Here is a 21,043-nt window from a genome sequence, read left to right as displayed (position 1 = left end):
AGAAAAGGCCGCCGGATCGCTCCGGCGGCCTTTTCGTTTCATCACGGGGAAATCAGGCCGCCGAGCGGACCAGCGGGTTTCCCATACGGGCGGAGGCGGTCAGCCTGACCGGCAGCTTGCGCATCATTTCCTCGGCAAAACAGGTGGCGTTTTCACGCGCCTTGTCGAGATTGCTGACGCGCGTGGAGTCGATCGTGTGCAGCGTGCCGCCACAGTCGAAGATGTCGCGGAAGGCGGAGCGTTCGATAATTGCGGTGTCCAGCACCGGCACATGCCGTTCGCTGAGCAGCGACTTGACGAGTTGCAGCGCCCGCGTCGTCACCATCGAGTTGACGCGGGTGAGCACCACCGAATGGCCGATCTTGATGCCGGCCTTCTCGTCCAGATATTGCAGCAGCTCGAGCACCTGCGCGCCACCGCGCGCATCCATCGCACAGCCCTGGATCGGGATCAGCACATGGTCGGAAAGGCCGACGGCTGTCGCAAGCAGCGGATTGCGCGCACCCGGCAGGTCGACGATGAAATAGTCGGTATTGTGCTTGTTCTCGCTGATATGCTGCGGCAGCGAGGCGGTGGTCACGAAATCGATCACCGAAAGATTGGGTACATGACCCGATATTTCGTGCCAGCGCGAAATCCAGTGCTGCGGATCGGCGTCGAGAATGGTGACGCGATAGCCTTTACGGGCAAGCTCGGTGGCGAGCAGAAGAACAGCGGTCGTCTTGCCGGCGCCGCCCTTGGTATTTGCGAATGTGATGACAGGCATGTTCGGTCCTCGGAAGGAGATGGTGCGAGCCGGAATCGCTCTTTTACGCACCCTCGGGAGCATCGTGCGGTTAATCCATCCTTTCTAATCATGGTTAACAAATTCCAAACACGCGCGGCGAAATTGCAGCCGGTATTTTTCACATCCCTAAAATTGGGGATGCCGCCGGAATGAAAAAAGGCCGGAAAACCAAGGTTTTCCGGCCAGTCAGTTGGTCCGCTCATATTGTCAGAAGCAGTCCTTGAACAGAGTTTTGGTATTTTCGAGCGTCATTGCGACCGGGTTGCCGCCAGCGCTCGGATCTTCGATCGCCATGGCCGACAATTCATCGATACGATCAGGCGCGATTCCCATCGCCGACAGCGTCTCCGGCACCCCGAGTTCGGAGCGGAGCTTCAGCACATAGTCGTAAAAGCCGTCGAAACCGCCCGAAATGCCGAGATAGGCGGCGGCGCGGCCGATCTTCTCCTCGATCGCCTTGCGATTGAAGCGCAGCACTGCCGGCATCACGACTGCATTGGTCATGCCATGATGGGTGTTGTAGACGGCGCCGATCGGGTGCGACAGCGCGTGGATGGCGCCGAGCCCCTTCTGGAAGGCAACCGCGCCCATGGCGGCCGCAGACATCATATTGGCACGGGCTTCCAGGTCTGTGCCTTCCCTATAGGCGCGCGGCAGGAACTCCTTGACGAGCCGCATGCCTTCAAGCGCGATGCCGGCCGACATCGGGTGATAGAAGGGCGAGGAATAGGCCTCCAGGCAATGGGCGAAGGCGTCCATGCCGGTGCCGGCCGTGATGATCTTCGGCATGCCGACCGTCAGTTCCGGATCGGAGATGACGACGCCAGGTAGGAACTTCGGATGGAAGATGATCTTCTTCACATGGGTTTCGGAATTGGTGATGACGCTGGCGCGCCCAACTTCCGAACCGGTGCCGGCCGTTGTCGGCACCGCGACGATCGGGGCGATGCCCTCGAGGCTCGCACGCGTCCACCAGTCGCCAATATCTTCGAAGTCCCAGACCGGCCGCGTCTGACCGGCCATGAAGGCGACGCACTTGCCGAGATCGAGGCCGGAGCCGCCGCCGAAGGCGACGACACCGTCATGTCCGCCGTCCTTGAAAGCCTTGACGCCAGCGTCGAGGTTCTTCTCATTGGGGTTCGGATCGACATCGGCGAAGATCGCCCGGCCGAGACCGGCATCTTCGAGGATATCGAGCGCAGTCTTGGTGATCGCCATTGAGGCGAGGCCGCGGTCGGTGACGAGCAGTGGCTTCTTGATGCCGAGGCTCTTGCAGGCGTCGGCCAGTTCCGTGATGCGGCCCCGGCCGAGCTTGACCGATGTCGGATAGCTCCAGTTTGCGGTGATGTTGCTGCTCATGCTGTGACTTTCTTGAGATGGAAGGATTTCGGACGCGTCAGATTTTGGAAGCCGATGATCGACAGCGAGCCACCGCGGCCGGTCTCCTTGACGCCGGTCCAGCAAAGCGCCGGGTCGAGATAATCCGCGCGGTTCATGAAAACGGTGCCGGTTTCGATTTCGCGGCCGAGCCGCGCTGCCCGCTCGACATCCCCGGTCCAGAGCGAGGCCGTCAGCCCGTATTGGCTGTCGTTCATTAAAGCGAGTGCCTCATCGTCGCTCTTCACCTTCATGATGCCGACTGCCGGACCGAACGTCTCTTCGCGCATGAAGGCCATGGAGTGGTCGACATTGACGAGGATCTGCGGTGCGAGATAGGCGCCGCCGTCATCCTGAGGGAAAAGCTTGGAATCGACAAGCGCCTTGGCGCCCTTGGAAACCGCGTCAGCAATCTGCTCGCGCACCACCTTGGCGAAGCGCTTATTTGCCATCGGCCCGAGCGACGTATCGGGATCGAGCGGATTGCCGAGCTTGTAGTTCGACACCCAGGCAACCGATTTCTCGACGAAGGCGTCATAGAGCGATTCATGCACATAGATGCGCTCGATGCCGCAGCAGCACTGGCCGGAATTGTAGGTCGCGCCGTCCATCAGCGTATCGACGGCCGCATCGAGATCGGCGTCTTCCATGACATAACCCGGATCCTTGCCGCCGAGTTCGAGACCGAGGCCGGTGAAGGTGCCGGCGGCCGCCCGCTCCATCGACCGCCCGCCTTCGACCGATCCGGTGAAATTGACGAAATTGAAGCTGCCGGCGGCAATTAGCGCCGATGTGGTCTCATGGTCGAGAAAGACGTTCTGGAACACATCCTCGGGAACGCCTGCCTCGATGAAAGCCTGCACCAGCCGTTCGCCGACAAGAAGCGTCTGCGAGGCATGTTTCAGCACCACGGTATTGCCGGCCATCAACGCCGGCGCGATCGTGTTGATCGCCGTCATATAGGGATAGTTCCACGGCGCGACGACGAAGACGACGCCATGGGCTTGGCGCTCGATGCGGCGCTCGAAACGCTCGCTCTCCTCGACGACGAGAGGCGCCAGCGCATCCGCCGCGATCGAGGCGACATAGTTGGAGCGCTCGTTAAAGCCTTTGTATTCGCCGCCATACTTGACCGGCCGGCCCATCTGCCAGGCAAGCTCCGGGACGACGACATCAGACATCTCATTCAGCCGCGCAGCACCCTTCAGCACCAGCTGCACACGCTCTTCGAGCGGCCGTTTCGCCCAGGCTTTCTGCGCCTTGCGGGCGCGCGCCACCACATCCTTCGCGGCATCGAGAGAAAGTGCGGCGCGTTCGGCATAGACCGACCCGTCAACCGGTGAAATGCATTGGATCATTGCCATGATCGATTTCCGTCCTCGTATTGATCAAAAATCTCGTCGAGGGCCATAGCCCCTCATCCGCCTGCCGGCACCTTCTCCCCGCTCGCGGGGAGAAGGGAATACACAGCACCGTTTCCCCCAACCGCAAACCCCGCACAGGGCACGTCCCCCTCTCCCCGCAAGCGCGGGGGTCCGAAGGAGGGTCGAGACCAGTGGCTCGACCCCGGCAAGGGTTAGGGTGAGGGGCAAGCCGCCTCTGAATGCCTATTAAGCTCTTTCGAAACCGCGCGCCACTTCCCAGTCGGTGATGCGGCGATCGTATTCTTCCTGCTCCCATTCGGCAGCGCGGGTGTAATGGTCGATCACGTCGTCGCCGAAGGCTTTGCGCAGCATTGCCGATTCCGTCATCTCAATCGTGGCTGCGCGCAGCGTGCGCGGGATTTCGCGGACACCCTTGCCGCCATAGGCGTCGCCGACGAAGGGGGCTTCGAGCTCCAGCTTGTTCTCGATGCCGTCAATGCCGGCCGCAAGCAGCGCGGCGAAGGCGAGATAGGGATTGAGATCGGAGCCGCCGACGCGGCACTCGATACGGATTGCCTTGGTCTCCTCGCCGCAGAGCCGGTAGCCGGCGGTACGGTTGTCCTTGCTCCAGATCGCCTTGGTCGGCGCAAAGGTACCGGCCATGAAGCGCTTGTAGGAGTTGATGTAGGGCGCCAGGAAATAGGTGATCTCGCTGGCATGGGCGAGAAGCCCGGCGACGTAATTGTGCATAAGCGGCGACATGCCATATTTGCCGGTATGGTCGAAGAAAAGCGGCTTCTCCTCCAGGCTCCAAAGCGACTGGTGGATGTGCGAGGAACTGCCGGCGGCGTTGTAGTTCCATTTGGCGAGGAATGTGATGGCCTTGCCCTTCGACCAGGCGATCTCCTTGCAGCCGTTCTTGATGATCGCGTGCCGGTCGGCCATGGCGAGCGCATCGGCGTAGCGCACGTTGATCTCCTCCTGGCCGGCCGAAGCCTCGCCCTTGGAGTTCTCGACCGGGATGCCGGCGCCTTGCAGCCCGGTGCGGATCGCCCGCATCACCTCTTCCTCCTTGGTGGTCTGGAAGATGTGGTAGTCCTCGTTATAGGCGCTGGCGAGCTTGAGGTTGCGGTAGCCGGACGCCTGCGCCGCCTCGTAGGTCTGGTCGAACAGGAAGAATTCGAGTTCGGAGGCCATATAGGCCTTCATGCCCATATCCTCGAGGCGCTTCACCTGCTTCTTCAGGATCGCGCGCGGCGAATGGGCGACCTCCTCGTGCGTATGATGGTCGAGCACGTCGCAGAGCACCAGCGCCGTGCCGTCGAGCCAGGGAATGCGGCGCAACGTCGCCAGATCCGGCTTCATCGTATAGTCGCCGTACCCCTTCTCCCAGCTCGTCGCCTTGTAGCCGGAGACGGTCTCCATCTCCATATCAGTCGCTTGCAGGTAGTTGCAGCTGTGCGTTTCCTTCCAGGCGCTCTCGACGAAATATTCCGCCTGGAAACGCTTGCCCATCAGCCGGCCCTGCATATCCACCTGGCAGGCCAGAACCGTATCGATGCGCCCTTCGGCAACATCCTTCCTGAGATCGTCGATTGTGTAGCTGCTCATGATTGATCCGCCTGAATTGGGATTGAGAAATCGGGGCAACGAAATCGCATGCGCTCGGCCGGATGATGACCTGATGCCTTTTCGTTGAACCGGTGATGGGGCCGCAGGATGCGGCCCCGCCATTTGAGAGGGAAGCCTCGATGCTTATTTTTCGCCGCTCTCGCCGACCGCCGCTTCGGCGGCCGCGATCTCGGCCTGGCGCTTTGCCACTTCGGCGCCGATCGGCGGTCCCTTGAAGCGCCGGCTTTCGAAGCCGAACCAGACGATCCCGGTCAGCACGAGGAAGCCAACGGTAACGTAAAGCGCAGCACCGTTCGGCGGCTGAATGCCGAGAATGAAGATCAGGACCATCGAGATGATCGTGAGCACGGCAAAGAGCTTGAAGGCGCCTTCGCCGAGATTCCACGGACCCATCTTGTCCCACTTCGATGTGCCCCAGGCGAACAGGCCGAGCGTGATCGGGATCGCGAAGGAGAAGAACAGGAAGATGACGGTGCACGAAACAACGATCGTATAAACCGGCGTCTCACCGATTTTCATGAAATCGAGCGAGGTGAACCAAACGAAAAGCACCGACAGGATCGAACCGGTCCAGATCGCAGCCACCGGCGTGCGATACTGCGGGCTGACCTTCGACAGCGCCTTCGACGCCGGAAGACCGCCGTCACGCGAGAAGGCGAAGATCATGCGCGAGACCGAGGTGACGGTCGCAAGACCGCACAGCCACTGGCTGACCAGGATGGCGAGATAGAGAATGTCCTTGACGATCGGGTTGACCTGGCTGTCCATCGCCCAGAAGAACACGTTCCAGCCCTGCTTTGCCGCATCGTCCATATTCGGCAGCATCAGGACGAAGGCGCACAGCATGATATAGCCGAAAAGCGCCGACCACAGCACCGATGCGACCATGCCGCGCGGAACCGACTCGGCGGCTTTGACGGTTTCTTCCGACGTATGTGCCGAGGCGTCATAGCCGGTGATGGTGTAGATCGGCAGCAGCAGGCCGACGAGGAAGACCCAGGCGCCCGAGGTGGACGGCCAGACATTGCCGCCGGCTTCGCCGGAATAGTTGGCGAAGGTGAAGAGACGGCCGAATTCATACGAGGGTGCCGCGAGAAGGCAGACGACTGCAAGTGCGATCGAGGTCGCGAAGATGAGATAACCCGAAAAGTCGGTCAGCTTCGCCGTCAGTCCGATACCCATGTGGTTCACGAGCGCCTGCGCACCGGTGATGATGACAAGGAAGACGATGCGAACCGTCGTGGTATCCGTCAGCCCGAGATAGCTGGTGCCGAACGAACCCATGAAGAAATAATAGGTGCCGACATTGATGGCGCCGAGCACGGTGACGAGACCGAGCAGGTTGAACCAGGCGGTCAGCCAGCCGGTGAAGCGGTTGCCGAGGATCGAGCCCCAGTGATAGAGCCCACCGGCCGTCGGATAGGCGGAGCTGATCTGCGCCATGGCAACGGCGAAGACCAGCGAGATGAAGCACCCGACCGGCCAGCCGATGCCGATGGCCGCTCCGCCGGCACCGGAGGTCGCCTGTGCCAGCGAATTGATGCCGCCGGACAGAATGCAGATGATGGAGAATGATACGGCAAAATTCGAGAACGAGCTCATGCGTCGTTCGAGTTCCTGGGCATAGCCCATGGAATGCAGGATGTGCACATCCTGCTTCTTGTCCAGTTCGGTATAATCCGACATGACTTCCCCCTGTTCACGATCGGCCGCGGGATTGCGGGCCGGTTCAGTGCCAATTGTCCGCGGCATTTGCGCCGTACAGACGTTCGCAGTTAGACTGCTCCCTCGGGTCTTTTTATTGGGCGTCCAGGCTTTGCTGGAGCAGCCCCTTTAGATAGTCGGCCATGACCCCTTGGCCGATATCGTCTGCGATGAGGTCGTTGCGGACCTCGATCATCACATTGCGCAAGCCGTTCGAAATCCCGTGCAGGATCAGCGTATGGGTCACGCCATCCTCGGGTCCGTAAGGCTCGTTGCGTTCCGTCCTGAAGAGCGGTGCCTCAGCGGCAGCTTTCAGCATGCCGTCGGCCAGCCGACTGTCCTTGTCGTGCAATATGCCGAGTTCGACGGCCCGCTCGCGGCCGTGATAGACCGGCGTGAAACTGTGCATCGTCACGATGATGCTGTCTTGGCCCCGCGCCCGACGGTCACGGATCAATCCACGAACGGCATCGTGAAAAGGCACGTAGAGCGCCCCGGTGCGCGCCAGCCGCTCTTCCGGGGTCAAATCCTTGTTACCGGGAATGGCATAGATCTCGCTTGTCTCGGGCATCGCCCCCGGCGAGCTGGGTGGGCGGTTGCAATCATAGATCAACCGTGAAAACCGCTGATAGATGAGCGTCGCGTCAAGGGCGTCGGATAGGATGCGGGCAACCGCAAGTGCGCCTGGATCCCAAGCAATATGGCTGGAGAGCGCTTCACGCGAAAGACCGAGATCACCGAAACGTTCAGGAAGAGTGCTGGAGGCATGCTCACAGACGAAGAGCACCGGGCTCCCGCCACGGATGCGCTCGATCCCGACGCAGTCGCCGTCCGCTTCGCTGAGGATGTTCGGTCGAGCCAGCACCAAAAGCGCCACTCCTTATCCATTAATAAATTCTTATAAGAAAAGAATTCTTCAGGTTTCGATGACTGTCAAGCGTCGACTGAAAATTTCTTTTCATGACAGTAGTTGACATGGATTATGACAGCGTTGTTAACTTTGAGTGGGAAAGTGGCGCCAGACCATCCCGGGGAGCATAGTTACGTGACAGTTGCGTCGAAGACGGTTTCGGACGTCATACATTCGCATTTGGGGGTGCTGACGCGCGCCGAGAAGCAGTTGGCCGAAAGCCTTCTCGACAATTATCCGGTTTCCGGTCTCGGAAGCATCACCACGATCGCCGAGAATGCCGGCGTCTCGACTCCGACGGTCGTGCGCATGGTGCAGAAACTCGGCTTCAAGGGCTATCCAGACTTTCAGGCGCATCTGCATCAGGAGGTCGAGGCGACGATCTCGAATCCGATCGCCAAGCATGATCGCTGGGCGCAGAACGCGCCGGGCACCCATATCCTCAATCGCTTTGCCGATGCCATCATGGGCAATCTGCGCCAGACGCTGACCGATCTCGACACCGCGACTTTCGACAGCGTCGCCTCGCTGCTCTCCGACCGCAAACGCGGCCTCTATTTCGTCGGCGGCCGCATCACCGGCGCGCTTGCCGAGTATTTCTTCACCCACATGCAGGTGATCCGGCCGGCAACGACCCTGCTGTCGTCGAACTCCAGCAGCTGGCCGCAATATGTCCTCAACATGAATGCCGGCGACATCCTGATCATCTTCGACATCCGCCGCTACGAGCAGGAAATGGTGAGCCTTGCCACCGCCGCCCGCAAACGCGGCGCCGAGATCGTCGTCTTCACCGACCAGTGGGGCTCGCCCGCGGCCAAGCTCGCCAGACATACCTTCCGCGTCCGGATCGAAGCGCCATCGGCCTGGGATTCCTCCGTCGTCACCCTGTTCATCGTCGAAGCGCTGATCGAGGCCGTTCAGAATTCGACCTGGGACGAAACGAAGGAGCGCATGAAGACGCTGGAAGGCCTGTTCGAGCAGACCAGGCTTTTCCGTAAACCGGGTTAGGAGGACAAGACTAAACAGAAGAAAGACAATGACGGATTTTCACGGAAACAGACCGCGCTGTCGCAAATAGAATGTTTGTCGCAAAGGCCTGATATTCAGGGTGAAATGAACGTCATCCAAACGTCATACAAGCTTCATGTAAGCTCATTAACAGCATCGCCAGACACTGAAAACCCGAAGGAGAACAACAGTGATCTCTAACATTTCTCGACTGCTGTCGCTTTCTACTGCGATGATCGTGGCTTCGACCGCGATTGCCGCCGCTGAGCCGAGCGCTGAACTCATCGCCGCCGCCAAGAAGGAAGGCACCCTGACGACCATCGCACTTCCGCACGACTGGTGCGGCTATGGCGACGTCATTGCCGGCTTCAAGGCCAAATACGGTCTTGAGGTCAACGAACTGAACCCGGATGCCGGCTCCGGCGACGAAATCGAAGCGATCAAGGCCAACAAGGGCAATACCGGCCCACAGGCTCCTGACGTCATCGACGTCGGCCTCTCCTTCGGCCCGTCCGCCAAGAAAGACGGCCTGATCCAGCCTTATAAGGTCTCCACCTGGGATTCCATCCCGGATACCGCCAAGGATGCCGAAGGCTATTGGTATGGCGACTATTACGGCGTTCTCTCGTTCCTCGTGAACAAGGATCTCGTCAAGGAATCGCCGGCCGATTGGCCCGATCTGAAAAAGAGCGACTACGCAAACAGCGTCGCGCTGGCAGGCGACCCGCGCACGGCCAACCAGGCCGTCCAGGGCGTCTATGCCGCCGGTCTTTCCGCATCTGGCGGTGACGCAGCCAAGGCAGGTGAAGAAGGTCTGAAGTTCTTCGCCGAGCTCAACAAGAACGGCAATTTCGTGCCGGTCGTCGGCAAGGCCGCTCCCTTCGCGCAGGGCTCCACGCCGATCATCGTCGCCTGGGACTACAACGCGATGTCCTGGGGCGAAGGTCTGAAGGGCAATCCTCCGTTCGAGGTTGTCGTTCCCAAGACCGGCGTCGTTGCCGGCGTTTACGTTCAGGCGATTTCTGCCTTCGCTCCGCACCCGAACGCTGCCAAGCTCTGGATGGAATACCTCTATTCCGACGAAGGTCAGCTCGGCTGGCTGAAGGGCTATTGCCACCCGATCCGCTTCAACGATCTTGCCAAGAACAACAAGATCCCGAAGGAATTGCTCGACAAGCTGCCGCCGGCAGCGGCCTACGAAAAGGCCGTCTTCCCGACGCTCGAAGAGCAGGCCGCCGGCAAGGAAGCCATCACCAAGAACTGGGATTCCGTCGTCGGCGCCAACGTCAAGTAATCTCTGCTCCTGCCTCCCCGCCGCAAGGCGGGGAGGTTTTGTTACTCCGACGCCCCAGGATGAGCTTTTCCATGAGCACCGTTTCAACGCCGATGGCGAGCAGTGTCCCCTTGATCAACAAAGACCGTGTGATCGACTGGCTGGGCATTGCACCCTTCATCATTTTCTCCCTGCTATTCCTGATCATCCCCACGCTTTATCTTGTGGCGGGCGCATTCCTGACGCCCGAGGGCGATTTCACCCTGAAGAATATCGGCGATCTCTTTACGCCATCGATCATGAGCGCTTACTGGATCAGTATCCGCGTCTCGGTCGCCTCCGCTCTCGGCGGCGCGCTGATCGGCTTCTTCCTCGCCTGGGCCGTCGTGCTCGGCGGCCTGCCCGCCTCCGTGCGCTCGACGCTGCTGACCTTCTCCGGCGTCGCCTCGAATTTCGCCGGCGTGCCGCTCGCATTCGCCTTTCTCGCAACGCTCGGCCGTACCGGTCTTGTGACGATCTTCCTGCGCGAATGGTTCGGCTTCAATCTCTACGGCACCGGTTTCAACCTGCTGTCCTTCTTTGGCCTCACCATCACCTACATGTATTTCCAGATCCCGCTGATGGTGCTGATCCTGACGCCGGCCCTCGACGGCATGAAGAAGGAATGGCGCGAGGCATCGCAGATCCTCGGCGCCACCAACCGCCAATATTGGACGATGGTTGCCCTTCCGATCCTCTGGCCGAGCCTGCTCGGCACGACGCTGCTGCTTTTCGCCAATGCCTTCGGTGCCATCGCCACCGCCTTTGCGCTGACCGGCAGCTCGCTGAACATCGTGCCGATCCTGCTTTATGCGCAGATCCGCGGCGACGTTCTGCACAATGCCAACCTCGGCTACGCCATCGCGCTCGGCATGATCGTCATTACAGGCGTCTCCAACGTCCTTTATCTCATGCTGCGCATGCGCGCCGAACGGTGGCAGAAATGAAAGCTCAACGTCTTGGGGCCTGGATCGCCGTCATCCTGGGCGCATCCTATTTTGTCATTCCGTTGATCGGCACGATCGAATTTTCGCTGCGCATGCGCCGCGGCGAATACAGCCTCGATGCCTATGAGTCGGTCTTCTCAGACATTCAGTTCCGCGAGACCTTCGGCTATTCCATGCTGATGGCGTTATTCACCATCGTCTTCGGCATGCTGCTCGTCGTGCCGACGGCCTATTGGGTGCGGCTGCGCCTGCCGCAGATGCGTCCCGTCGTCGAATTCATCACGCTGCTGCCGCTTGTCATTCCGGCGATCGTCATCGTCTTCGGTTACCTCAGGATGTATAATTCGTCGTCCTACCTGCCCCTGACGGGTTCGACGACCGGCACCAACGCCCTGCTGGTCTTCTCCTATATCACGCTATCCCTGCCCTACATGTACCGCGCCGTCGATACCGCCATGCGCGCCATCGACGTCCGCACGCTGACGGAAGCCGCCGAAAGTCTCGGCGCCCGCTGGACGACCATCATGTTCAGATGCATTTTCCCCAACGTCATGAGCGGCGTGCTCTCCGGCGCCTTCATCACGCTGGCAATCGTCATGGGCGAATTCACCTTCGCCGCGCTGCTCAACCGTCCGGCCTTCGGTCCCTATCTGCAGCTCGTCGGTGCAAACAAGGCCTATGAGCCTTCGGCGCTCGCCGTCATCGCCTTCTCTATCACCTGGCTCAGCATGGGCCTGCTCAACCTCGTTTCCCGCTTCGGTAAAGCCCGCCCGGCAAAGGCTTAAGGTAACTGGCTCATGTCCTTTCTCACACTGACCAACATTCAGAAATCCTTCGGCCCGGTTCAGGTCGTCAAGAACTTCAACATGAACATCGAGAGGGGTGAGTTCATCTCCTTCCTCGGCCCGTCAGGCTGCGGCAAGACGACTGTTCTGCGCATGATCGCCGGCTTCGAGACACCGACCGGCGGCACGCTGACCATCAACGGCAAGGACCAGAGCGCCCTGAAGCCGAACCAGCGCAATATCGGTATGGTCTTCCAGGCCTATGCATTGTTCCCCAACATGACCGTGCACGACAATGTCGCCTTCGGCCTCAAGGTCGCCGCCGCGCCGAAGCCTGAGATTGACGCCCGCGTCAAAGAAATGCTCGGCCTGATCAAACTCGATCACCTGGCCGACCGCTTCCCCTATCAGCTATCGGGCGGCCAGCAGCAGCGTGTCGCCCTTGCCCGCGCGCTTGCCGTCAAGCCGCAGGTGCTGTTGCTCGACGAGCCGCTCTCCGCGCTCGACGCCAAGATCCGCGTGTCGCTGCGCGAGGAAATCCGCCAGATCCAGCAGCAGCTCGGCATCACCACGGTCTTCGTCACCCACGACCAGGAAGAAGCTCTGTCGATCTCCGACCGCATTGTCGTCATGAATGCCGGCAAGGCTGACCAGATCGGTTCGCCCTTCGAGATCTACAACACGCCGGCGACACGCTTCGTCGCCTCCTTCGTCGGCACGTTGAACCTCATCGAGGCCAAGGTCATCGACCCCGGCGCCAACCGCATCCAGATCGGCGATCAGGGCGTGACGCTCAAGCAGTCGGTCGCCGCCCACAAGGCTGGCGAAACCATTTCGCTGGCGCTGCGTCCGGAAGCCGGTTCCCTCTCTGACAACGTCAAAAGCGATACGGCGCTAACCGGCCAGGTCGTCTCGGCCCACTTCCTCGGATCGGTCATCCGCACCCGTATGAATGTCGGCGGCAACGTCATCTCCTTCGACATGTTCAACAGCCCGGGCATCACCCCGCCGCAGGCCGGCGAAACGGTGACGCTGCGCTTCATGGCGGCCGACCTGCTGATCATCCGCGACTGATTTCGCCGATACCGTTCACGCAAAAGGCGCCGCGAAACGGCGCCTTTTTCATTTCAGGCTGGCCGACACGTCAGCAATCGTGATGCTGTCATCACTGCAAAGCACTTGAACTCTCTCAACGCGATGCCAGAAGGTGAGCAAACCAAATGAGCCGCAGCCCTCCGCTCGGTGTTTTACGCAATGGGATATGTCAATGATTACCTGCCACCTGCGTTATGTGATCGATCCGTACAAGCTTGCCGAATTCGAGGAATATGCCCGTCTCTGGATTCCGATCGTCAACAGGATGGGCGGCACCCATCATGGTTATTTCCTGCCATCCGAAGGCGCCAACAACATTGCCGTTGCCTTGTTTTCCTTCCCGAGCCTTGCCGCCTATGAGGACTATCGCACGCGCATGGCGAATGATCCGGAATGTCAGGCCGCTTTCGAACTCGACAAACGCAACCGCAGTATCGTCAGCTATGAACGTAGCTTCATGCGGCCCGTGCTTGGCTGATCGAACTCCTGCACGCCAACGGGAAGTGAAAAGCCTCGCAACACGGGGCTTTTTCGTTCTATCATGCCCTCAGCGGATCGCCTGGTCGTCGACATCGAAGCGGTGGACACGCGCCTGATCCGGCGTCGCATAGACGATCTCGTCGGGCTCGTACTGATGCTCGCCGAACAGGCGTGCCGTCAGCAGACCGCACTGGTCGGACTCCAGATAGATGATCGTATCGGCGCCGAGATGCTCGACATGCACGACCTTCGCCGCCCAACTCCCCTGCTCACGCGACAGCGTCATGTGTTCGGGCCGCACGCCGATCGTCTTGGCGCTGTGATCGCCGACCTTCTCGGCCGCGATGAAATTCATCTGCGGCGAGCCGATGAAGCCGGCGACGAAGACATTGGCCGGACGGTTGTAAAGCTCCATCGGCGAACCGATCTGTTCGATCGCGCCGGCATTCAACACGACGATCTTGTCGGCAAGCGTCATCGCCTCGACCTGGTCGTGGGTCACATAGATCATCGTCGCCTTCAGGCTGCGGTGCAGCCGGGCGATTTCGAGGCGGGTCTGGACGCGTAGCGCCGCATCGAGGTTCGACAACGGTTCGTCGAATAGGAAGAGTTCCGGTTCGCGCACGATGGCGCGGCCGATCGCGACACGCTGGCGCTGGCCGCCGGAGAGCTCGGCCGGCCGCCGCGCCAGATATGGCTCCAGCGACAGCATGCCGGATGCCTTGCTGACACGCTTTTCGATCTCGTCCTTTGCGGTGCCGGCCTGCTTGAGGCCGAGCCCCATATTGTCCTTGACCGTCAGATGCGGATAGAGCGCGTAGGACTGGAACACCATGGCGATTCCGCGCCTGGCCGGCGGCGTCAGCGTCTCGTCGCGGCCATTGATGACGACGGCGCCCGACGTGACGTCCTCGAGACCGGCAATGCTGCGCAGCAGCGTCGACTTCCCGCAGCCCGACGGACCGACGAAGATGACGAATTCACCGTCCTTGACTTCGAGGTCGATGCCTTTCAGCACTTCATGCGTGCCGTAGGTCTTGCGGATGGATTTGAGTTGAAGCGATCCCACTGTCTTTCCCTTACAATCTGACCGGCTGGCCGGTACGCACGCTCTCGTCGGCGGCAAGGCAGATGCGCAGCGATGCCACCGCATCCGCCATGTGGCGGTCGAGGTTCAGATCCTCGCGGATCGCCCTCAGCATGAAGGCCTGTTCCAGGTCACAGAGCGCCTGATGGCCGGGCTCGCCGGTCATCCTCATATCCTGGTCTGGCCGGATGAACTTGCCGTCCGCGCCGGTTTCGGCCGTGTGCAGACGGATCACGGAGGTCTTGGTGTGCGTGTCGATATCGTCGGACTTGGCGTTCGGATCCATGACAATGGAAACCGCGCCCTTCGGCGACATCACGTCCTTCACGAAGAAGGCGGTCTCCGAGATCATCGGTCCCCAACCGGCTTCGTACCAGCCGACCGAACCGTCCTCGAACAGCACCTGCAGGTGACCGTAATTATACATGTCGGCGGCAATCTCGTCGGACATGCGCAGCCCCATGCCGCGCACCTCGACAGCCCTGGCATCAGTGATCTGGCACATGACGTCGACATAATGCACGCCGCAATCGACGATCGGCGAGGTGGTGCGCATCAGCGACTTGTGCGTCGCCCAGGTCGGGCCGCTGGACTGTTGATTGAGGTTCATGCGGAAGACGTAAGGCGGGCCGAGCTTGCGCGCCTCCTCGATCAGCTTCATCCAGGAAGGGTGATGGCGAAGAATATAACCGATCACCAGCTTGCGCCCGGCCTTCCCAGCCGCCGCGACCACGCGCTCGGCATCGGCGACGGTGGTCGCCAGCGGTTTTTCGACGAAGACGTCGCAGCCGGCCTCGAAGGCGGCGACGGCATAATCGGCATGGCTGTCGGAATAGGTGTTGATCGAGCAGAGGTCCGGCTTCAGCTCGGCGAGCGCCGTCATGAAGTCGGGATGGATCGTATAGCCCTGCAGCTCGGGCTCCAGCTTCGGCGTCGAGCGGTTGACGAGACCGACGATCTCGAAGCCTGGATTGTTGTGATAGGCGAGCGCATGGCTGCGGCCCATATTGCCGAGGCCGGCAACGAGGACGCGGATCGGTTTTATGGTCACTTGACGGCTCCTGACGTGATGCCGCGGATCAGCTGCCGCGAGAAGATGACGTAGAGGACGAGGATCGGCAGGATCGCCAGCGACAGCGCCGCCAGCACCGCATTCCAGTTGGTGACGAACTGGCCGATGAAGATCTGCGAGCCGAGCGTCACCGTCTTGGTGGCCTCCGACGGCGCCAGGATCAGCGGGAACCAGAGGTCGTTCCAGATCGGGATCATCGTGAAGACGGCGACCGTCGCCATGGCCGGGCGCACCAGCGGCAGCACCAGCCGGAAGAAGATCGCATATTCGGAAAGCCCATCGATGCGCCCGGCATTCTTGAGGTCATCCGAAACCGTGCGCATGAATTCCGACAGGATGAAAATCGCCAGCGGTATGCCCTGCGCGGTATAGACGAGGATCAGCGCCGTCAGCGTGTTGACGAGGCCGGCCGCCACCATGCCCTGCAGGATCGCCACCGTGCCGAGACGGATCGGGATCATGATGCCGATCGCCATATAGAGCCCGAGCAGCGTATTGCCGCGGAAACGATATTCCGACAGGGCGAAGGCCGCCATGGCGCCGAAGAGCAGCACCAGCAGGATCGAGACGATCGTGACGATGAAGCTGTTCTGGAAATAGGTGGCGAAATCGCCCTGCCCCAGCACCGTCTGATAGCCGACAAGGCTGAAGGTCGACGGCGTCGGGATCATCAGCGGCTCGCGGAAGATCGAAGCGCGATCCTTGAACGAGTTGACGATGGTCAGAAACACCGGAAACAACGCGACCAGCGTATAGGCGCTCAGCGCCAGATGCACGAGGCCGGTGCGGATGGGAGATGTGCGTGCCTTGGACATGCGCGCTCCTCAGAACTGGTAGCGACGCATGCGCCGCTGGATGACGAAGAGATAAAGCGAGACGCCGGCGAGAATGATGAGGAACATCACCGTAGCGATCGTCGCGCCCATCGAGCGGTCGCCGAGCTGAAGCTGGAAACCGAAAAAGGTGCGGTAGAGCAAGGTGCCGAGAATGTCGGTCGACATGTCAGGCCCGGCGAGCGCCCCCTGCACGGTGTAGATCAGATCGAAGGCGTTGAAATTGCCGACGAAGGTCAGGATCGAGATGATGCCGATCGCCGGCAGGATGAGCGGCAGCTTGATCTTCCAGAATTGCGCCCAGCCGGTAATGCCGTCGCATTCGGCCGCCTCGATCACCTCTTCAGGGATGCTGAGAAGCGCGGCATAGATCAGCATCATCGGAATGCCGATATATTGCCAGTTCGAGATCAGCGACACCGCGATCAGCGCCGAACCGGACTTGCCGAGCCAAGGCGCGAACAGGAATTTCAAGCCGATGAGATCGAGCATCCAGGGCGCCACGCCCCAGATCGGCGAGAGGATCAGTTTCCAGATGAAGCCGACGATGACGAAGGACAAGAGCGTCGGCAGGAACATCGCCGTGCGGTAGAAGGCAACGCCGCGCAGTTTCGGCACCGAAAGCAGGGCGGCAAGCGCCACGCCGATCGGGTTCTGCACGCACATGTGGATGGCAAAGAAGATCAGGTTATTGACAAGGGCATTCCAGAAATCGCGCGCCCAGCGCGCATCGCCGAACAGCACCTTGAAATTCGCCAGTCCGACGAAGGCCGGCTGCCCGTCGACCATATTGTAGAGCGACAGCCGGAGGGTTTCGATGAGCGGCAGCACCATGACGGCGGAATAGACGATCAGGGCTGGCAGCATGAAGACGAAAATGTGCCAGCGCACCGGGCGCTTGAGCGGGACGATATCGGCCGCGTTGTTGGTTTCGCTCATGGCTTTTGCCTGTTCATGTCGACTGGCTGCAAGGGCAGCACAGGTGGAAAACGTTGCGCCTCACCCGGACTCTCCACCACCTGGGAAGAAAGGAACGCCCTGCTGGGATGCTATGTCGGGCTGGGAGGTCGCTGCGAATCTCCTTCTCCCCGCACGCGGGGAGAAGGTGGCCGGCAGGCTGGATGAGGGGCAGCAAACGCCGCCCCTGATCACATCACTTGGCCGGCTTGTACCAGCTGTCGAGGCCCTTCTGGAGCTTTTCGGCAGCAACCGCCGGCGTATCCGTGCCGTTGATGACGTTGGCCGATTCGACCCAGGTCTCGTTTTCGAGGTTCGGCGTGCCGCGCGACAGGATCTGATAGGTCGAGCGCACCGTCGACTTGTACGGGCCGCGCCAGGAAACGAATTCCTGAGCGAGCGGATCGGACATCTTGACCGGGTTGGAGTTCAGGCTGAAGAAGCCCGGCAGCGCGTTGGCGTAGATATCGGCGAACTCAGGCGAAGCAACCCAAGTGAGGAACTTCTTGGCTTCCTCAGCATGCGCGCTCTTCGCGTTCAGGCCGACCGCAATGTCAGGATGGTCGGAGATGTAGCCCGTGTCGCCAGCCTTTGGAACCGGCGGCGGGAAGGCGCCCATCTTGAACTGTGCCTGGCTGTTGAACAGCGCGATTTCCCACGAGCCGGCCGGGTAGATCGCTGCACGGCCGAGCGTGAAGAGGTTCTGGCTGTCGGAGTAGGTCTGAGCTTCGAAGCCGTCGCCGAGATAGGGCTTCCACTTGGCAAGCTCTTCATAGGGCTTGACCCAGTCGGCGTCGGTCAGCTTCTGCTTGCCGGCGATCAGGGCGGCGCGGCCGTCCTCACCCTTCCAGTAGTTCGGGCCGATGTTCTGGTAGCCCATGGTGGCGGCTTCCCAGAGGTCCTTCGTGCCCATGGCGAGCGGGATATAGGTGCCGTCGGCCTTGATCTTGTCGAGCGCTGCGTAGAACTCGTCCTGCGTCTTCGGCACCGAGATGCCGAGCTTGTCGAAGGCATCCTTGTTGTAGATGAAGCCGTGGATGACCGAAGCCATCGGCACGCAGAAGGTCGACTTGCCGTCGTCGGTCGTCCAGGCGGCCTTTGCGACCGGCGAGAAGTTCTCCATACCCGGCAGATCATTCAGGCTCGTCAAGTTGCCGCTCTTGAACAGGGCCAGCGACTTGTCGAAGGGACGGCAGGTGATGATGTCGCCGGCGCTGCCGGCATCGATCTTGGCAGACGTTGCAGCATCGTATTCGGTCGGTGCTGTCGGCGAGAAGACGAGTTTGATGCCCGGGTTCTTGGCTTCGAAGGCCGGGATGATCTTCTCCTGCCAGATCTGCAGGTCGTCATTGCGCCAGCTTTCGATCGTCAGCGTGACGTCGGCGGCATGGACGAGGCCTGCTGACGTCAGCAGGCTGGATGCAAGCAGGAAGCTTTTCAGAGCAGTGTTTTTCATTTCCCTCTCCTGTTTAAGCGCCGCGAGGCGCTGTTTTCGATCTGAAACAAGCAATTGGCGTGCCTGAGGCAACACCCAACGCCCCTTGGAGGACCGCCAGCAATGCCGGTCCCGAAAGCTCGACGGACACGAAGGCGGATCGCCTGCGGCCGGACTGCGCACCTTCCCAGCGGCTACACCGGGGCGGCGAAATGATGGGGAAAGCGATGAATGCCCGAATTCGCCACAAGCCCGATAGGCCAGTGGGTCGTCATCTCGATCACCTTCGTAGCGGTTCCGGCTTGGCTTAACTGCCGGTTTTCGTGGGCTTCGAAGTGCTGTTCCCTTTTGCGGAATTAATGCCAAAAAAATACCAATTGTCCAGCCGAATTTAACTTTTCGGCCTGAGAAAATTCGTTAAAAAATTAAATCTAGTGAAATCAATGAGATAAAAAGATTGATTTTCTCCCTCATTCCCACTTGGTAAATGGTATTTTTTTGGTATTGTATTAAAAAACATAGGGAACGGTATATTCGGAGGCCCGATGACGGAGCTTGCAATCGGCATAGACGGCGGCGGAACGAGCTGCCGGGCCGCAGTCGCGGACGGAAACGGCAATGTCATCGGCCGCGGCAAATCAGGCCCTGCCAACATTCTGTCGGATCTCGAAAACTCTCTTCTCAATATCGTCGAATCCGCCCGGCAGGCGCTGTGCGATGCCGGGCTTGCTGCTGAAACCATCTCCTCCGTCGCAGCCGTCGTCGGCGTCGCCGGTGCCAACGTCGGCGATTACGGCAGACGAATCGAAACGGCCCTGCCCTTTACCGAAGGTCGCGTCGTCACCGATGCGCTGATTGCCCTGCAGGGTGCGCTCGGCGATGCCGACGGTATCGTTGGCGCCTTCGGCACCGGCTCGGTCTATAATGCCCGTAGGGCTGGCCGGCTGAACGGCATCGGCGGCTGGGGTTTCGTCGTTGGGGACCAGGCAAGCGGCGCCCGCCTCGGCCGCGACCTAATGGAACGATCGCTGCTCGCCCATGACGGGGTGCGGCCGGCATCGCCGATCACCGAAGCGGTGATGGCCGAATACGGCAACGATCCCGAGCGCATCGTCGAATTCGCGCATTCGGCAAGACCGAAGGACTTTGCCCGCTACGCACCTGTTGTCTTCGAACATGCGGCCAAGGGCGATACTGTTGCGGTTGGCATCGTCACCGACGCCGCGACCGCGATCGGCGAAAGCCTCGAGGCGCTGCTCTGGCCCGAATGCCCGTCGATCTGCCTGCTCGGCGGCCTTGCCGAAGCCTATGAACCCTGGCTTGCCGAACGTTACAGGCTGCTGCTCGCCAAACCGAAGGGCGATGCCCTGCAGGGCGCGGTGGGACTTGCGGTGAAGCTCCTGAACAACAGGCAGAGAGGTGCGGCATGAGCGACGACCTCGCTACCATCCTATCCCTGGAGCGCCTGCAGGCTGCCGGTACCGGCCCGCTCTACGTCAAGCTGCGCCGCATGCTCGAAGAGGCCGTGCGCACCGGCACGCTCGGCCACGGCGATGCGCTGCCGCCGGAACGCGACATCGCCGAATTCGCCGCCGTCAGCCGCGTCACCGTCCGCAAGGCGATCGACGAATTGGTCGCCGACGGCCTGCTGGTGCGCCGCCACGGCTCGGGCACCTTCGTCGCCAAGCCGGTCTCCAAGGTCGAGCAACGCCTGTCGCAGTTGACCTCCTTCACCGAGGATATGGCGCGCCGCGGCATGTCCTCCCGCTCCGAATGGCTGCACAAGGGCATCCACACCCCCTCGCCCGACGAGATGATGATTCTCGGCCTCGGCACCGACGTCAAGGTTTCGCGCCTCTCCCGCCTGCGCATCGCCGACGACCAGCCGCTGGCGATCGAGAATGCCAGCGTTTCCGGCGAGTTCCTGCCCGATCCCTCGGCCGTCACCAATTCGCTCTATGCTGAACTCGAACGCCTCCAGGTCCGCCCGGTACGCGCGGTGCAGCGCATCTCGGCAACCAATATGAAGGAAGCCGACGCCCAGCTTCTCGGCGTCTCGGTCGGTGCGGCCGGCCTGTCGATCGAGCGCATCTCCTATCTTGGCTCCGGCCGCGCCGTGGAATTCACCCGCTCGCTCTATCGCGGCGACGCCTATGATTTCGTCGCGGAGCTGACGATCGCGGTGACTTGAACCGCAAGGCCGACATCATCGGCTCAAAAGAAAAATCTTCTTGATTTTCAAAAGCATGGAGCCGGAA

General features: G+C 60.8%; 19 protein-coding genes. 8 read left to right on the top strand and 11 right to left on the bottom strand.

Features of this window, described 5'->3' with window-relative positions:
• Window positions 1-52: 52 nt before the first annotated feature.
• From FHT69_RS02720 to FHT69_RS02695, 6 genes are all read right to left on the bottom strand, one after another.
• Window positions 53-766, bottom strand: a complete 714-nt coding sequence (locus FHT69_RS02720; protein ID WP_168333428.1) for a ParA family protein — start codon at window positions 764-766, stop codon at window positions 53-55.
• Window positions 767-994: 228 nt separating this feature from the next.
• On the bottom strand, window positions 995-2,146 hold the full coding sequence (locus FHT69_RS02715) for an iron-containing alcohol dehydrogenase (protein WP_029867941.1): 1,152 nt from the start codon (window positions 2,144-2,146) through the stop codon (window positions 995-997).
• Window positions 2,143-3,528 (bottom strand): aldehyde dehydrogenase family protein, encoded by a 1,386-nt coding sequence (locus FHT69_RS02710; protein ID WP_183904877.1) that lies wholly within the window; start codon window positions 3,526-3,528, stop codon window positions 2,143-2,145. The genes FHT69_RS02715 and FHT69_RS02710 overlap by 4 nt, the downstream gene beginning before the upstream one ends.
• Before the next feature lie 246 nt (window positions 3,529-3,774).
• A complete protein-coding gene (locus FHT69_RS02705) occupies window positions 3,775-5,139 on the bottom strand; it encodes a glutamine synthetase family protein (protein ID WP_183904876.1) in 1,365 nt (454 codons plus the stop codon).
• Between the two features lie 144 nt (window positions 5,140-5,283).
• Window positions 5,284-6,846 carry an amino acid permease gene (locus FHT69_RS02700; RefSeq protein WP_047614204.1) on the bottom strand — a complete coding sequence of 521 codons (1,563 nt, stop codon included), beginning with the start codon at window positions 6,844-6,846 and terminating at the stop codon, window positions 5,284-5,286.
• 112 nt (window positions 6,847-6,958) lie between these two features.
• The gene (locus FHT69_RS02695) at window positions 6,959-7,732 is read right to left on the bottom strand and encodes an N-formylglutamate amidohydrolase (RefSeq protein ID WP_183905365.1); all 774 of its coding nucleotides are present in this window, start codon (window positions 7,730-7,732) and stop codon (window positions 6,959-6,961) included.
• 177 nt (window positions 7,733-7,909) lie between these two features.
• Between FHT69_RS02695 and FHT69_RS02690 the strand changes: the two genes are divergently transcribed.
• From FHT69_RS02690 to FHT69_RS02665, 6 genes are all read left to right on the top strand, one after another.
• Complete coding sequence (locus FHT69_RS02690; RefSeq protein ID WP_028755812.1) at window positions 7,910-8,782, top strand: MurR/RpiR family transcriptional regulator; 873 nt, start codon at window positions 7,910-7,912, stop codon at window positions 8,780-8,782.
• 190 nt (window positions 8,783-8,972) lie between these two features.
• Window positions 8,973-10,076, top strand: coding sequence for an ABC transporter substrate-binding protein (locus tag FHT69_RS02685; RefSeq protein WP_028755811.1), 1,104 nt, complete (start codon window positions 8,973-8,975; stop codon window positions 10,074-10,076).
• A gap of 71 nt (window positions 10,077-10,147) precedes the next feature.
• Entirely contained in the window at window positions 10,148-11,041 is an 894-nt protein-coding gene (locus tag FHT69_RS02680) for an ABC transporter permease (RefSeq protein WP_183903179.1), read from the top strand.
• Window positions 11,038-11,826 carry an ABC transporter permease gene (locus tag FHT69_RS02675; RefSeq protein WP_029867940.1) on the top strand — a complete coding sequence of 263 codons (789 nt, stop codon included), beginning with the start codon at window positions 11,038-11,040 and terminating at the stop codon, window positions 11,824-11,826. The genes FHT69_RS02680 and FHT69_RS02675 overlap by 4 nt, the downstream gene beginning before the upstream one ends.
• 12 nt (window positions 11,827-11,838) lie before the next feature.
• On the top strand, window positions 11,839-12,900 hold the full coding sequence (locus tag FHT69_RS02670; RefSeq protein ID WP_183903180.1) for an ABC transporter ATP-binding protein: 1,062 nt from the start codon (window positions 11,839-11,841) through the stop codon (window positions 12,898-12,900).
• A gap of 193 nt (window positions 12,901-13,093) precedes the next feature.
• Window positions 13,094-13,399: an NIPSNAP family protein gene (locus tag FHT69_RS02665; protein ID WP_018074098.1), complete on the top strand. Its 306-nt coding sequence runs from the start codon at window positions 13,094-13,096 to the stop codon at window positions 13,397-13,399.
• A 69-nt stretch (window positions 13,400-13,468) separates the two neighbouring features.
• On the opposite strand, the gene FHT69_RS02660 is transcribed toward FHT69_RS02665, so the two are convergent.
• The 5 genes from FHT69_RS02660 to FHT69_RS02640 all read right to left on the bottom strand — a co-directional run bounded on the left by FHT69_RS02660 (window position 13,469) and on the right by FHT69_RS02640 (window position 18,806).
• Window positions 13,469-14,470: an ABC transporter ATP-binding protein gene (locus FHT69_RS02660; RefSeq protein ID WP_028755807.1), complete on the bottom strand. Its 1,002-nt coding sequence runs from the start codon at window positions 14,468-14,470 to the stop codon at window positions 13,469-13,471.
• 10 nt (window positions 14,471-14,480) lie between these two features.
• A complete protein-coding gene (locus FHT69_RS02655; RefSeq protein ID WP_183904875.1) occupies window positions 14,481-15,539 on the bottom strand; it encodes a Gfo/Idh/MocA family protein in 1,059 nt (352 codons plus the stop codon).
• Entirely contained in the window at window positions 15,536-16,375 is an 840-nt protein-coding gene (locus FHT69_RS02650) for a carbohydrate ABC transporter permease (RefSeq protein ID WP_028755805.1), read from the bottom strand. Before FHT69_RS02650 ends, FHT69_RS02655 begins: the two co-directional genes overlap by 4 nt.
• A gap of 9 nt (window positions 16,376-16,384) precedes the next feature.
• Window positions 16,385-17,332, bottom strand: a complete 948-nt coding sequence (locus tag FHT69_RS02645) for a carbohydrate ABC transporter permease (protein WP_028755804.1) — start codon at window positions 17,330-17,332, stop codon at window positions 16,385-16,387.
• 214 nt (window positions 17,333-17,546) lie between these two features.
• Complete coding sequence (locus FHT69_RS02640; protein WP_047611009.1) at window positions 17,547-18,806, bottom strand: ABC transporter substrate-binding protein; 1,260 nt, start codon at window positions 18,804-18,806, stop codon at window positions 17,547-17,549.
• Between the two features lie 524 nt (window positions 18,807-19,330).
• Between FHT69_RS02640 and FHT69_RS02635 the strand changes: the two genes are divergently transcribed.
• Together FHT69_RS02635 and FHT69_RS02630 are read left to right on the top strand one after the other, a co-directional pair.
• The gene (locus FHT69_RS02635) at window positions 19,331-20,215 is read left to right on the top strand and encodes an N-acetylglucosamine kinase (RefSeq protein ID WP_183904874.1); all 885 of its coding nucleotides are present in this window, start codon (window positions 19,331-19,333) and stop codon (window positions 20,213-20,215) included.
• Window positions 20,212-20,976 carry a GntR family transcriptional regulator gene (locus tag FHT69_RS02630; protein WP_011652849.1) on the top strand — a complete coding sequence of 255 codons (765 nt, stop codon included), beginning with the start codon at window positions 20,212-20,214 and terminating at the stop codon, window positions 20,974-20,976. The genes FHT69_RS02635 and FHT69_RS02630 overlap by 4 nt, the downstream gene beginning before the upstream one ends.
• Window positions 20,977-21,043 lie beyond the last annotated feature (67 nt).

Origin of the sequence: Rhizobium sp. BK008, from assembly GCF_014197345.1 — a bacterium.
Lineage (GTDB): Bacteria > Pseudomonadota > Alphaproteobacteria > Rhizobiales > Rhizobiaceae > Rhizobium > Rhizobium anhuiense.
This window is presented reverse-complemented; position numbering and strand designations above follow the sequence as displayed.